The organism is Bacillus sp. SJS (assembly GCF_000732485.2).
GTDB lineage: Bacteria > Bacillota > Bacilli > Bacillales > Bacillaceae > Metabacillus_B > Metabacillus_B sediminis.
Map to the genome: position 1 here is coordinate 136,672 of NZ_JAQV02000015.1, position 14,186 is coordinate 150,857.

The window sequence follows — 14,186 nt, forward strand, 5'->3', positions numbered from 1 at the left end:
TTTAATACAAATAACAATTTTATGATTGAGATTCTTGGCAGGCAGGAAAACGGCGGGAAAATTAGCGGGGAATACGATTGTTTGCAGTTTTCATTGGGTACATAGGGTCAGAGATCGGCGAACCATATTATCGGGATATCGACGAGATTAGAATATATAGGCGATTTTATCCAGATATCGACGAAAATTAAAATATATCGACGATTTTTAATCGATCGACGAATAAACCGACTTACACCAAACAAAAAGCGGAATCCGCATGCAATGGATCCCGCTCCAGCTTCTTATTTTCCTGCAAATACATCCTTCATCAGCTTTTCAATTCCAGCAAACATAGAGGATTCCTTTGTATCTGCTTCTTCCTTGTTCTTCTTATGCTTTTCCTTCACACCATTCAACTGGTTTACTGCTACAGTCCCACTCACTTCATGGCCTGCAAGAACAAGCGGGCGCTTCGTTGGGCTTGCTTCGGCAGGAATGAAATCAAGTCCTTCCGGTGATACATCTCCGGCAATATCATCTTCAAAGCTGCGGGTGTTCAGGTAGTTCGCAAACGTTGCTTTCTTCGGTTTTGAAATATCGTACGTCATAATTCCGCCGATTCGCTCAAGTCCAACGAATGCATAAACCTTGCCGTCGGCTTTGCCAATTTTAACATCCTCCGGCTCAGGACCTTTCTTGACGCTGCGCTTGTCCAATTCAATATCATCGTTAGATCCGTTAAAATTGGCAGGGAATCGTTCAGCCGTAACTTTCTCAAAATCGCTTCCGCTGTCATACACAAGCTCCATTGTGTCAGCTTTCCAGATGGAGAATGAACGGCCGCCTAATGTATAAATCGCATCGTTTCCTCTGTCTGTCAGCACTTCAAGCTTGTCATAAGCCGGATTTTTCTTCATTTCCTCAAGCTTTTCTTTCGCTTCCTTTTTGGACATACCCTTAAACAGCTTGCTGTCCAGGGAGATATCATCCTTCACGTCTTTAAAGTCTTTCACATTCTCGAATTCTTCCCATTCTGTAGCATCGCCTTCATTTCCAGTGATCAAATAGCTTGTCCCGTCAATCTTCACCTGGGAAATGGAATCAGGCATATAAGACCCCAGTACAGGAAGGTTTTTCATATTGATTTTACCGTCTTTCGCTGCATCCAGCTCATTGCCTTTTACGGAATGATCCTTGTACCCAAGGAATTTTACAGAAAGGATTTTCCCTTTCTTCACATCAACCGTTGCAATGGCGTTGTTTTCTTGAAGGGTAACGTATGCTTTGCTGCCGTCATCGGAAAGGGCCATGTATTCAGGCTCCAGATCCGCAGCCGCTCCGCCCTCTTTGTTACGGATGTGGACGTCTTTATCAATGACTTTTTGATTATCGAATTTCATGTGCTTCGTTTTTCCGGTTTTATAATCCACAACTGTTACAGAGCCTTCCGGGTCGGTTCCTTTTTCAAGGCCTGCTCTTGGTTCGCCTTCATCCGCAGTCAAAATGGATGAGCCGTCCTTGCTCATTTTAACCATGTCAGGCTGTACGCCTGCATCAAAGGTTTTCAAGATCTTGCCGCTGTAATCCATGACAACGATTTTGCCCGCTTTGGTATAATCCTTTTCCTGAACAGCCGCCACAACGACTTTTTTCTCTGTATTGACGTCAATACTCGTAATATCTCCATATGCAAATGACTCAGAGTTCACTGCCTTCCCCACATCAATGGATGTTTCTTTAGAAAGCTGCTGCTCCCCATTTGCTTTCAGTCCTTTAAGGCTGACGATGTCGATCGTTTGCGTTTTTCCATTTATTAAGTAAAACTTTTTATTACCGGGATTATATTTAATGATTTCTGCAACTCCGCCCTCTTCACTTGTTGCTCCTGTGCTGTAGCCGGCAATCTTCGAAAGATTGATCTTTTGCTCAAATTTATGCGAACTTTCTGCCCCTGCAGAAAAGGATGGAATCAGCAATGCTCCAGTCATTACAGCTGCTGCTAACGGTTTCGTGAATTTCAACTAAAATTCCTCCTTTAAATTAGCCTACTGATGTTCTATGTAAAATAGTGTAAGGAAGAAGTATGGATGTTCCTATACAGACAAGTTAAAGTTATGTAAATGAAAGATGACATTCATAAAAAAAGGATGCCGTGGAAAGGCATCCCAATTGATCAATTTACATATCTCCGGGCACCGGCAAATTCCTCTGCATACCCTTTTGTGCTTATAGGAATCATTTCTACCGTTCTCTCAGAATTAGGGGAATGAATCATCATCCCGTTACCTGCATACATGGATACGTGATGCACCTTGCCTTTTCCTTGATCATAAGCGTAAAACAGTAAATCTCCCGGCTGCAAATCCTCTGCTTTCACCGGGGTTCCTGACCGTGCCTGCACGGAAGAATCACGGGGAATCGATATTCCATGCGATTGATGCAATGTAAATGTAAATCCAGAACAATCAAAGCCAAACCCGCTCATACCAGCCCATAGATAAGGGAGTCCCAGAAACATTTTCCCCGCATTAACAAGGTCCGCACCCGTTGCCTTAGGAATAGCCTTCTCTGATGAATAAGCCTTTGCATCTAATTTGCTGATCCATGCTTTTTTCCCATCAGGAGTCATCACACGGTAGGCATTCTTTGTCTCTTTCAAAAAAGGGAGCCTTGTATTATAGCTGATTTCAAGCTTTTGTTTTCCTTTCAGAAAAGCAGTCGGCTTTGTTACAAGAACGAAAGGCTTATCCTCATGAAACGCAAACGCACGGCTGTAGACCAGCTGTTTAGCCGGCATCCAGCCAGGATAGCCGAGTTCGTTTCTTGGTGTGGACTGTCCTTTAACGGCAACCTTTACCCAATCTTCTTTTCTCTCTAAAATCGTGACTTTATTTCCATATAAGGCTTGAGTTTCAAGCATCCCGTCATCCGATAGCTGAAGCTTTTCCGAAAGTGTCATGGAGCGGGTCCATTTCCACAAGTCAACTGGAAGAGCAGCAGAAGGCTTATCAATTTCTCTTAAAATATTTGGTTCTGTCCAAAGTGTGGCTGCAGATACGTTCACATACGCAGTTTGCTGCTCTGCAGCACTTGCCGGAAAGTGTAAGGTACAAATAGTAAGAATTACACCAAGAATCATCAACCCGAGACGTTTCATTGTTCTCATCACTCCTTTTTTATTGTGAAAGCGAGGCTGTATGAACTCCCAGTCCAGGAGAATGAAACAGCTCCACTTTGCTTCCTTCATATCGCATTCCTTCAGGCTGCTCATTTAGCCAGAGCGGGGCATCCAAGTCAAAATAATGAACATTCGGATGAGCAGCAGCAAAATGTGCTGCAGCACTGACAGATAACGAGGATTCCATCATGCTTCCAATCATACAGGGGATACCATTAACTTCTGCGAGACTCGCAATCTTCCATGCTTCATTAATTCCGCCGCATTTCATCAGTTTAATATTCAGCAGATCGACATATTTTCCGGCAGTGAGTTTTAACGCATCCCTTGCAGAAAAAAGACTTTCGTCCGCCATAATAGGGAGCTCAACACGTTCGGTCACATATTTAAGGCCCTCCCAGTCACTTGCTTTAACCGGCTGCTCAATGAATTCAATTCCCCACCCCATCGTTTCCATTCTCCTGATCAAGCTCACAGCCTGCTTTGGTTTCCATCCTTGATTCGCATCCAAACGGAGACGCGTTTCTTTTGGAATGACAGATCGAATTGCCTCAATCCTTTCAAAATCCAATTCCGGATCACTTCCAACCTTCACTTTCAGGACATTAAACCCTCTGCCTGCCGCATGAGATGAATCCTTTGCCATTTTCTCAGGATGATCGACACTGATGGTCATACAGGTAGTAATGGATTTTCTTCCGCCGAGCAGTCCCCAAAGCGGAACGTTCAGCTGCTTGCTGCGGGCATCAAAAATGGCGATATCGGCTGCTGCTTTTGCACTGGAATTTCCGATGCAGGCGGCTTGTATTCTGCCAAGAGCGTCTTGAAAATCCATGATATTTATCCCTGTCAATGCATCTTTTATAGGACCGCATACCGCTGCCATTATGCTCTCAGCTGATTCTCCTGTAATCACCATTGTCGGGGATGCTGATCCACGTCCAATGATCCCGTTGTCTAAAATAATGGATACGTCGATGCTTTCAATTTCTGTAACCGAACGCAGCGCGGTTTTAAATGGGGCAAGAAGCGGTATTTTCCTTTTGACGGCTTTTATACTTTGAACATACATCGAAACATTCCTTTCTTCGTTATAGAACCGATAAGATTTTAGCGATGAGCATTCCAAAATACGTTCCTAGAAATGATCCCATCAATGCCATAATGACACCGACCGGAATCAGCGCACGGCTGTAAGCAGCAGCAAGCATCGGGGCAGAAGCCATTCCTCCTATATTTGCAAGACTCGCTACACCAAGGGTGAACAAGTCATAACGGAATAGTTTCCCTAGCAAAATCATGACAACCAGGTGGATGGCCATAATCGCAAAGCCGGATAGCAGATAGATCGGTGCCTGAGCGATATTCGAAAAATCTGAGTGAGCAGCAATCATAGCGATAATGATATACAGCATGACATTGGATATATCAAGCGCTCCGGGAATCTTTGACAAAGGTGTGAGGGCAAATACCAAGCCTGCCACTGAAGCAATCATGATGGTCCAGCTCGTCGCATTAATGACATCCCCTACTGCTGGAAGATTGTTTCCTGCGAGAGTTGATAAGGATGAAACAAGGAGGCCAATCCCTAAAAGATAAAGCAGATGCTCGAACTTAATAGACTGCTCTCCTGCCTCTGAAGCGGCCGCGGACTCGTCCATCCCCCTTTGAAAGAAACCAGTATCTGCTTTCGTCCATCTATTGAATCGATCTGCAAAAGGAACGAGCCAGAACATAAGCATGACCCAGACGGCATAATTAATCGTGTCCATCATCAAAGCATAGCCAAAAATATTCTCAGGAACTTCCAAGATCCCTTGAAGAGCAACCATATTCGCGGAACCGCCTGTCCAGCTTCCAGCCAGAGCTCCAAAGGCCTTCCATGTATCCTCCACATAAAATGACTGCAAAAGAAAATAAACAAACACAAAGCCTAGAGCAATACTGAGAACAGCGGCAAAGAATCCACCCAGCATCCGCGGGCCGAGCTGAATCACACTTCGAATATCACATTTTAACAGCATGAGAAAAAGCATGGCGGGCAGCAGCGCACCGCGCAAATTGTCATACGCTGCACCTGTAGATTCGTTGGCGGCAAACAGTCCAAATGTCTGCATCAATGCGGCACCAATGTAAATTAAAACAATACCTGGTATGAACTTAAAAAACTTAAGGTGCTTGAATTTCCTTTCCAATCCAACCATAAGTGCAGCAAAGGCTGTTAACACACTGACATACATAAATCCATCCTGAATCATTGGGAACCTCCTTGAATTCGTGCAGCGGCGTCTTTTAATCTAAAAAACGGCGGCGGCAAGTAAATAAAAAAATCCAGCCCAATGAATGATCATCAGGCTGGATTTTGTCTATGATTAGGTAGACAAAGCAGCAAATTGCTGTTTATATTTCCTTTGAGCATCCCGAAAAGCGACGATGAGCGCCTTTTGGGAAGAGCCAAAGTATCTTTTTTGGATACTCGTTATGATTTCTTCATCTTCTATTAACCGGCCAACAAATATAGACCGGACAAACCTCACAGTCAAATCAATCGTTGCCGAGCATTCTGCGTCGACAATTCGGCTATTTGATGTATCAACAACCACCCCAAGAAAAAACTGGCTGAATACTTTAGAAATAGGATTGTTTTGAGAGACCTGAGCGTCTCCTATTATAAAAACCGTCTCTTCATGGAACAACCGGAACATTCCCTTCCAAAAGAAATCTGCATGCAGGTAAATCAGAGGATCCTCTTGATTAATAGGAATTCTGATTTATGTATGCGGTTTCTTTCTGTTTTTATTATAGCATTTGTTTAATTGTATGAATAGTCGAAATCATTGAGAAAAAATGACCAGTTTGCCTGCTTTAAAGCAGGACAAAGAAAAAAGACCGCTCATTATTGCGATCTTCTTTCTTCCATTTCAACTCCAAGCGGCAGACCGATTGCTTCGAAACGTTCCATAACAGTCGGGAGATCCTCCCTGGCAATATAATTTAAGTGAATATTAAAAGCAGGAAAACCGGCACTTTTACTGATGTGAGCCATCCTCTTCACACGAGGCGAAACATTTTCGAGCCGTTCTTCCTCGTTTCTAAGCACGATCCCTATATACTTCTGGTTTTGCAGAACGTACGGGATAACACCATCAATATCCCGTATCAAAATCTTCATTGGCTGCTGGGGTAAAGGAAATATTGTGATAAATTCCCTTTCAAAAATTAAATAAGGAGACTTGCTTTGGATTCTTGCCAGGCATTTACTAATTGCCCATCCAGCTATTAAGACAACTGCTGCAGAAAGCAGCAGCATCGTTAAATCAATTGAGCCTTCCGGACCCAGGAAATACATACCAATAGGGATTAAAAAGCCTGCCTCAATCACTGCCATTAAGATAAATAACAGCCAAAGTTTTGTTTTGTTTTCATGAATCTCTACTCTGTTCATCAAGTAAATCTCCCGCCAATCTTCATATTCGTAAAATTATTCCAATCCTTCTTTTCCCTGTTTTTTTGTTTTATAATCTCAAACTAGCGGATATTTCCCTTTTTTTTGCTAACAAGTATGAATTCTCCATTAGAAAGCATTACTAATACTATCTAAAAGTCGAAAGAGATTGGGGCAATAACAATTGGATGTATTATACCGATCCATTATTATATTTCTGGCAGGGTACTTTGTACTAAGAGTGACAGGAAAAAAAGCGGTAGCCCAAATGCACAGCTTTGATTTGCTCTATATTCTCATTTTGGGAAACATTATTAGCCAGCCTTTACAAAAAGACCATGTGTGGATGGCAGTTCTCTACACAATCCTTCTAGCCATTTTTTATAAAATCTTCATGAGGCTGTCTCTGCATAACAAGCTGCGGTGGATTTTATATGAGAGTCCAACGGTTTTGATCCGCAATGGGGAGATTGACAGAAAAGGACTGAAAAAGGTACGGATGCCAATTGATGAACTGCTGGCCCAGCTTCGAATTAAAGGGTTTACCGAAACGAAAAACATTGCGATTGCCCTAATGGAGGATTCGGGAGAAATCAGTGTCATTCCAAAAGCCGACTACCGTCCCGTCAATCCGAAAGATTTAAAACTAAATGTAAGTCATGAATTTATCCCGATTCCTCTTATCATGGACGGGCAAGTGCTTGATCATAATTTAAAATACCTCCAGCATAACCGGGAGTGGCTCGATAAAAAAATAAGCCACAAAGGAGGCGCTATCGAAAACGTCCTCTTAGCTACCTATCAAAGCGATGGAAATCTTAATATTGATACGAAGACCTCCAAGGAACATAAACATGATCCGTTTTATTATCAGCCCGGTGAGGATAATTAAAAAGTTACATAAAAAAACTTGCCAAAAACCAGGCAAGTTTTCGAATATGAAGGTGCACATTTCGTTTCTATATTTAGCTTAAGCGGTTAATCGTCAAGAATGCACCTGTCGCTCCCCCGCCCAATAAAACAGCGGCCGCTAAAACTCCGAACAGTTGAAGAGTGATGGTATCTCCTGCGGCTAATGGCACAATAACTTCACTGCTTAAGCTTGTAACAGCAGCCGTTGGAGTAATGACTGATCCAGGAATTGGAGTCGTCTCGTTCAGTAATAGTCGAGATGACGCAAGCAATGCTGCCGTTGTATTCACCTGATAAGCTATACGATAGCGTCCCGTTTCAGGCACTGTAAACGTTTCGCTGGCAGCATCTGCAGCAAATCCATCTAGATCCTGGTTATCCGGAAGCGGTACATTCGTTCCACCCAACACAATGGCAATTACACTTCCGGAAGTATTCGAAGCATACATAGAAGCAGCAGTAACATTTGCTCCCGTTGCGCCTGTCGCTCCCGGCAATCCGTCTGCTCCCGTTGCTCCGGTCGCTCCTGGTGCTCCGTCTGCTCCTGTTGCTCCTGTCGCTCCCGGTAATCCGTCAGCTCCTGGTGCTCCTGGTGCTCCCGGTAATCCGTCTGCTCCCGTTGCGCCTGTCGCTCCCGGCAATCCGTCTGCTCCCGTTGCTCCGGTCGCTCCCGGCAATCCGTCTGCTCCCGTTGCTCCGGTCGCTCCCGGCAATCCGTCTGCTCCCGTTGCTCCGGTCGCTCCTGGTGCTCCTGGCAATCCTGGCTCACCTGCTGGTCCCTGTGGTCCTGCTGGTCCTATACTTCCTGTTGCTCCTCTCGGTCAGAGGATCACCATTACTTCTTCTAGTTCACTATAAATTAATCGATGTGCTGTAACTAGCTGTCCAATTTCGTTTTTACCCCAGACGGATACGGCTGTATCTTCTTCTGCATCTCCGCCAATTGTAAAAACAAACTCAAACAAATCCAGATCTGCAAAATATTCTTTATTAACAATTTGATTGGGGTTAATCATCAGGAGTTCGCTTACATATAGCGTCCTGATTCCATCTAAGTTGTAAAAACCTTGCAGCAAAAACCTGCATTTTTATCCTATTTTGTTCTGTTACCTTAAATCTGCATCACCCGGGTAATTTCGGTATTAATTGATTTGCTTTACCGATGTTCTGTTCATATTTACAAATAAACATTACGCCTGCAGATTTCCTATTGATTGGCCAAAAAACGTGACCGAACAACATTCAGTTATGATGAAGCAAATAAGTTTGATTTTAGTAAAAAAATAGAAACATCTCACTAAAAGTATTAAGAATAAAACCGTGCACATCGGCGGATATACAGGAAAAAACCCGAAAATGCTGAGAGCATTTCCGGGTTTTATTTACCATTCAGGATGTTTAGTTTTTTTCTAACCCATAGATGATCAAATGAATGAGTGCGGGTAACAACTACACAGCCTGACTACCCTTCTTTTTCTGCTGCTCTACAAACAGCAAACCAAGTTCATGATGCTCTCCTTCATACGTAGCCCTCTGTGCATAGCGGATTTCACCATTTAATCCAATGATCTCAAGCTTGCAGAGCGCTCTGTTTTTTTGAAGAGCTTCATAGAATTCATTTGTTGTTTTTACAAAAGAACCATTCACTTTTGTGATCGTTTCGCCTACTTTCAGTCCCATTTTCTCAGCTGGGGATTTAGGCAGGATTCCAAGAATCATTAAGCCTTTGTCTTTTTTTGAGAAAAAGAAAGCAGCGGATTGGTCGTTTATTTTCTGGCGAATGATTAAGAAAATCCGGCCTCCGATGGCGATGATCATTGCGGCAAATGCCAGAGGCAGCCACCATATGGATGCTCCTGCAATGAGTAAAGTGATCACTCCGAGCCATATGATCCGCTTTGCGGTCACCTGGATGCTTTCCTTCGGCAGGGACCCTCGAACCTCTTGATGGAATCCAATAAAAAACGGCACGATGAACAGTGAAAAGCTTTGTCCATTCATTTCGAATACAGGCCACCACGAAAATACAGAGGTTAATGTGCCTCCTGGAACGAATAGGATAAGCGGCAGCATCCAAAGGCGGTTCGCCAAATGTCTTCCGATTGGCAGCCCTCTGCTGCTTTTCAATATGGATGGAGATGTTCGAAGATGGCCTGAGCGGTACACCAACCACCCTTCAGCAATGAGCAGAATTCCTGTAAGGACAGCAAAAACAGCTGAATTCAGCTGATTGATCTCATTAAGGAAAGGCGGAAGGCTATTCTCTGCAAAAGTCATGAGAAGAACTGAGGCCGCAAATGCAAGTCCCATTATGAAGGCTGCAGAAAGCCATTGAAGTCTAAAAAAGGAGCTCAAGACGACGGTGGATGCCCCAATAAGAACAATCATTGGGATTGGAAGCGAAATCCCCGTCAAAATAACGGCTGCAGAAACAATCAGTCCTGCAAAAAGTCCCTTTGTATACGTGAAGATTAAGTCATCATAAATGACCTCTACCTTTGTATAAAAGGAGCTTCGTTCTTTTTTTATCCGAAAGTACCCTGCCAGCAGGGCATAGAGAACAAAATAATATGTAAGCGGGTGCTGCAGAAAATGCACGGCCCCTTCTAGCAGCTCCATGATCCAAGCCATTAAACCTTCACCATCCCGGCCGGAAAGGCTGAACAGATTGTTCAGCTCTGCTTCCAGCAGTATTCGACGCGTATATTCATCCTAGACAGATGTATCTATCATCCATTCTATCAAAAGATGCACGGATTGAATATCGGCCGGAACCGGTTTTAGGACGATTATTTAAGATTTCCCCATAAGGAAGAATTAGAAAGGGAGAAATCAAGCAGCGGTGCTTCAATTTTAATATTGAGTGTTTCTTCAAGCAGCTGCATAGACCGTTTGATATCACTGAGACCCAGGGACAGCCTTTTATAGTTGGATGTCAAGTAGGAAAAATATTCCTGAATGATCTCTTCATCAATTTCCTTCTTTTCCTTTACTTCCGTATAGTTGGCCAGATACATACAAAATAAGTGAAGCCATTTGGATGTTTTCGCATTAGAGACAAGCGATGGCTGTAACTGGCTCTTTAACTCTCCCATCAGCTTGCGGTATATTTGTTCTCTCATCACACTAGCCCTTTTCAATTGTAAACCCCCAATATAAAGTGTGTTGTAGAACAGTGTCTACTTTCATAGTAAATTTAAAAGAGATTAACAACAACTTCCTAAAGATTCATTTTTTATGGGAAATAGCAGAAGAAACCAGCTAAAAGGCATATCTAACTAGGAATTATTGGATTTATCACGATATTTGAGAATAAATTATTTCGTAAGTATGACGTTTTTTACGAATTTTACTTTAAATACAGGTCTTTGGAAGCCAGGCTCATTTTTCCTTCTGTTTTTTTAATCGAACCTGCTCTATGTAAAACCAATTTAAGAATCGTTTTGTAAGTCTTGTTTAATGGTTACCTATTCCTACTCATTCTATCTGATAACCCTCTTATTCGTGAACAAAAAAAAGAACAGACGCGGGTCTGCTCTTTTTTTCTGCCTATTAAAACAAAACTTTCATGGCTGCCTGAAGCTGGCGGTCTTCCTCTTTATTTAATCGCTTGCCTGCGGCTGTTTCATTAATCTTGGAGGAGGTTTTTTCATCCAGAATCCCTGAAGCCTTCATTCCATTTTTCTGCTGGAAAGCTTTAACGGCTTCCTTTGTCGAACTGCTGTAATATCCATCTGTTCGTCCGGGATCGTAACCAAGTGCTTTCAACAGTGCTTGAGCTGCTTTTACCTGCTCCCCGTTTGTATCGGGAGCGAGTGGTTTATCCGTTTGAATCGGGGCAGCGTAGTAATACTCCGGCTGTCTCACCTCAACCGTCGGTGTTACTCCTTTTTTATGAATCCAATTTCCATCAGGAGTGAGCCATTTGTATAGGGTTAATTTAATGTTGCTTCCATCCCCCATCGGTACAGCCTGCTGAACGGTTCCTTTGCCGAAGGAGGTTTCCCCAACAATCGGATACCCGCTCGCCTCTTTTAATGCTCCAGCCAGAATTTCCGAGGCGGAAGCGCTGCCTTTATCGATGATGACGCTGACAGGATATGCCTTCTCTTCTTTCAGAGTAGAAAAATACTTTGTTTTTTCTCCGGTCCGTTCAGCAATCTGAATATATGGGTGCCCTTTTGTTACAAACTGCTTAAGAATGTCTTCCACACTTTGAAGATAACCTCCGGGGTTTCCACGCACATCCAGGACCAGACCTTTAATATTTTGTTTTTCAAGCTCTTTTAAATTCTTCGTGAAATCCTCTGCAGTCTTTTCAGCAAAGGATGTGATCTCCATGTAGCCAACTTTTTTGCCTTCATAGGTTTTCACTTCACTGAATACGGTTTGAACCGGAATGGTATCCCGCTTAACAGAGAAGGTAAGATTCCCGCGTGTTCCAGGACGATTCACTTCAATAATGACATTCGTCCCTTTTTTACCGCGGATCTTGAGGACCGTTTCATTTAAATCCAGGTTTTTAATGGAAGCTCCGTCAATACGGAGAATTTCATCATTTGGCTGAAGCCCGGCCTTTGCAGCAGGAGATCCTTTAAATGGAGAAACGATGATGATATGGTCATCCCGTTTTCCTACCTCTGCTCCGATTCCTTCAAAAGAAGAATCCAGAGAATCGGAGAACTGCTTCGCTGTATCCGGGTCCATATAAACAGAATAAGGATCCTCCAGCTTAGAAAGCATTCCCTGAATGGCGCCCTCCATTAATTCCTCATCATCAATTTTTTCCACGTACTTAGATGAAATGAGCTCGTAAGCTTTCTTGATTTTGTCCATCCCTTGAGCGATTCTGGCACTATCATTTGGAGCGGGTACAGCTGCTGCCGGGAGGACATCCACCTGTTCAACGGCTGAAGGCCCGGTCTGCTTTTCCTTCTCCATAAGTTCAATTCCCGTATACATACTGCCTGCCCCTACCATCATGGCACCTGCAAGCATAAGGGCCGTCATCTTCTGATTCATCAAGCTCCTCCTTTTTGTCTGCCCTTAAACAAACGTTTGATTACAGCTTCGTATAAGGCTCCTACTAGTATATGCCGGGCTTGTACAAAACATGTAAATTTTGGGAGGTATCATGGGTGAACTGATAATCAGGAATAGGATTAGTTATTTGTTTCAATAACATAATGTTATGAGTACGCAGCGCTTAAGTGTCTCGTTACTTCGAGAGCAGGCGCTCGCTTTCTGCTCCAATCACCAGGTTTTAAAAATTATAAAATTAAAAAGAACGACCCGTGTCATTAGACGTTTGGGCCGTTCTTAGGGAGCTTCCTTTTTACGGAAGATATTTTCTCGGATTATCTGCACTGCCTTTACCGGTATATCCACCCGGATGCACCTCAAAGTGAAGGTGTGTTCCAGTAGATCCTCCAGTTGTACCCATGATTCCAATTTGCTGTCCCTGGCTGACAGATTGTCCGCTGTGAACACTGCTTGAATCCAGGTGAGCATAGATCGTTGTATAATTCTTACCATTGATTACGTGAGAAATGAATACGACATTTCCCCAGCTGCTTGAATAGCTTGAACGGATAACGGTACCGGATGCTGCTGCATGTACAGGAACATTTCCGTTGGCAATATCCACTCCGCCATGAAGCTTCTTCTGTCCAGTAATCGGGTGAACACGCATTCCGAATTCAGATGTATGAGCTCCTGAAGCAGGCCAGATGAAAATGGCATTTCCGCTTGGAGCCGGTGCCGGTGCAGGTGAAGGATTGGAGCTGCTGTCAGAAGAACTGCCTGATGGACTGCTTTGACGAGCCTGCTCTGCTTTTTGCTCAGCTGCTCTTGCTGCCGCTTCTGCCGCTTCACGCTGGCGTTTTTCTTCTGCTGCTTTTGCACGCTGCATTTCCTGCTGAACTGCTGCTTCCTGTTCTTTTAAGAATGCAGACTGATCTTCAAGTTCATGCATATCATGCTCTGCTTCTTCATTATCTTTCATTACCTGCTGCATCACGGTATTTTTTTCTGCTGATTTTTTGTTAAGATCTTCTTTAATTGCTTCAAGATCTGTCAGGGCATTTTCTAACTTTTGAAGTGTACTGTTTAGTTCCGCTTCTTTTTGCTCAAGTAGCTTTTTGTCGTCATCATGTGCTTTTAATATATCGTTGTCTGCTCCAATAATAGTAGATACAGCACCGATTCTTGAAATAAAGTCACCAAAGTCCTGAGCCCCAAGAAGCACATCTAAATAGCTTCCCATACCGCCGCTCTCCTGTAATGCACGCGCACGGTCTCTTACAATATCGTTTCTTTCTTTAATTCTTTGCTTCACTTCTTCAATTTGCTTTTTAAGAGAATCGATTTCTACTTTTGCGTTATCAATATCTGCCTGCTTTTCGCGGATTTTTGCATTGGCTGCAGAAATCTCTGTATCCAGACGTTTAATTTCCTCGTTCAGCTTTGCTTCTTTTTCCTTTAATTCCGCAATTTGCTTTTGCTTGCTGGACAGGTCGGATTGAACACCGGATTGCTCATTTTGAATGTTTCTCTGTTTTTCTTGTAATGTTTCTGCCATTACTTGATTACTGTTCAGTGGAATCAGAACGCCGTTTACACTGACAATGGCAGCGACCCCAAAAGTTAAAAGCTTTCTTCTCACCTGTT

The 14,186-nt window shown here is 43.2% G+C and carries 13 protein-coding genes; 1 reads left to right on the forward strand and 12 read right to left on the reverse strand.

The annotated features are described in order from the left end of the window. Positions 1–284: 284 nt before the first annotated feature. The 6 genes from AS29_RS07765 to AS29_RS07790 all read right to left on the reverse strand — a co-directional run bounded on the left by AS29_RS07765 (position 285) and on the right by AS29_RS07790 (position 6,605). The gene (locus AS29_RS07765) at positions 285–2,003 is read right to left on the reverse strand and encodes a choice-of-anchor I family protein (protein ID WP_051860509.1); all 1,719 of its coding nucleotides are present in this window, start codon (positions 2,001–2,003) and stop codon (positions 285–287) included. 152 nt (positions 2,004–2,155) lie between these two features. Then, positions 2,156–3,139: a C40 family peptidase gene (locus tag AS29_RS07770; protein WP_035404699.1), complete on the reverse strand. Its 984-nt coding sequence runs from the start codon at positions 3,137–3,139 to the stop codon at positions 2,156–2,158. A gap of 19 nt (positions 3,140–3,158) precedes the next feature. Next, a complete protein-coding gene (locus tag AS29_RS07775; RefSeq protein ID WP_035404702.1) occupies positions 3,159–4,232 on the reverse strand; it encodes a dipeptide epimerase in 1,074 nt (357 codons plus the stop codon). Positions 4,233–4,251: 19 nt separating this feature from the next. Then, a complete protein-coding gene (locus AS29_RS07780; RefSeq protein WP_035404706.1) occupies positions 4,252–5,418 on the reverse strand; it encodes a DUF819 family protein in 1,167 nt (388 codons plus the stop codon). Between the two features lie 114 nt (positions 5,419–5,532). Continuing rightward, positions 5,533–5,856 carry a DUF3870 domain-containing protein gene (locus AS29_RS07785; protein ID WP_035404709.1) on the reverse strand — a complete coding sequence of 108 codons (324 nt, stop codon included), beginning with the start codon at positions 5,854–5,856 and terminating at the stop codon, positions 5,533–5,535. A 200-nt stretch (positions 5,857–6,056) separates the two neighbouring features. After that, positions 6,057–6,605 (reverse strand): STM3941 family protein, encoded by a 549-nt coding sequence (locus AS29_RS07790; protein ID WP_035404711.1) that lies wholly within the window; start codon positions 6,603–6,605, stop codon positions 6,057–6,059. A 184-nt stretch (positions 6,606–6,789) separates the two neighbouring features. On the opposite strand from AS29_RS07790, the gene AS29_RS07795 reads away from it, so the two are divergent. Next, positions 6,790–7,497, forward strand: a complete 708-nt coding sequence (locus tag AS29_RS07795; RefSeq protein WP_035404712.1) for a DUF421 domain-containing protein — start codon at positions 6,790–6,792, stop codon at positions 7,495–7,497. 73 nt (positions 7,498–7,570) lie between these two features. On the opposite strand, the gene AS29_RS07800 is transcribed toward AS29_RS07795, so the two are convergent. From AS29_RS07800 to AS29_RS07825, 6 genes are all read right to left on the reverse strand, one after another. Next, on the reverse strand, positions 7,571–8,275 hold the full coding sequence (locus tag AS29_RS07800) for a BclA C-terminal domain-containing protein (protein ID WP_231889915.1): 705 nt from the start codon (positions 8,273–8,275) through the stop codon (positions 7,571–7,573). 63 nt (positions 8,276–8,338) lie between these two features. Further along, a complete protein-coding gene (locus AS29_RS07805; RefSeq protein WP_051860510.1) occupies positions 8,339–8,593 on the reverse strand; it encodes a hypothetical protein in 255 nt (84 codons plus the stop codon). A 373-nt stretch (positions 8,594–8,966) separates the two neighbouring features. Beyond that, positions 8,967–10,148, reverse strand: a complete 1,182-nt coding sequence (locus tag AS29_RS07810) for a PDZ domain-containing protein (RefSeq protein WP_035404718.1) — start codon at positions 10,146–10,148, stop codon at positions 8,967–8,969. Positions 10,149–10,306: 158 nt separating this feature from the next. Then, positions 10,307–10,657 carry a swarming motility protein SwrAA gene (locus AS29_RS07815; protein WP_051860511.1) on the reverse strand — a complete coding sequence of 117 codons (351 nt, stop codon included), beginning with the start codon at positions 10,655–10,657 and terminating at the stop codon, positions 10,307–10,309. 412 nt (positions 10,658–11,069) lie between these two features. Further along, positions 11,070–12,539, reverse strand: a complete 1,470-nt coding sequence (locus tag AS29_RS07820) for a S41 family peptidase (RefSeq protein WP_035404720.1) — start codon at positions 12,537–12,539, stop codon at positions 11,070–11,072. Positions 12,540–12,852: 313 nt separating this feature from the next. Next, positions 12,853–14,181: a murein hydrolase activator EnvC family protein gene (locus AS29_RS07825; RefSeq protein WP_035404722.1), complete on the reverse strand. Its 1,329-nt coding sequence runs from the start codon at positions 14,179–14,181 to the stop codon at positions 12,853–12,855. Positions 14,182–14,186 lie beyond the last annotated feature (5 nt).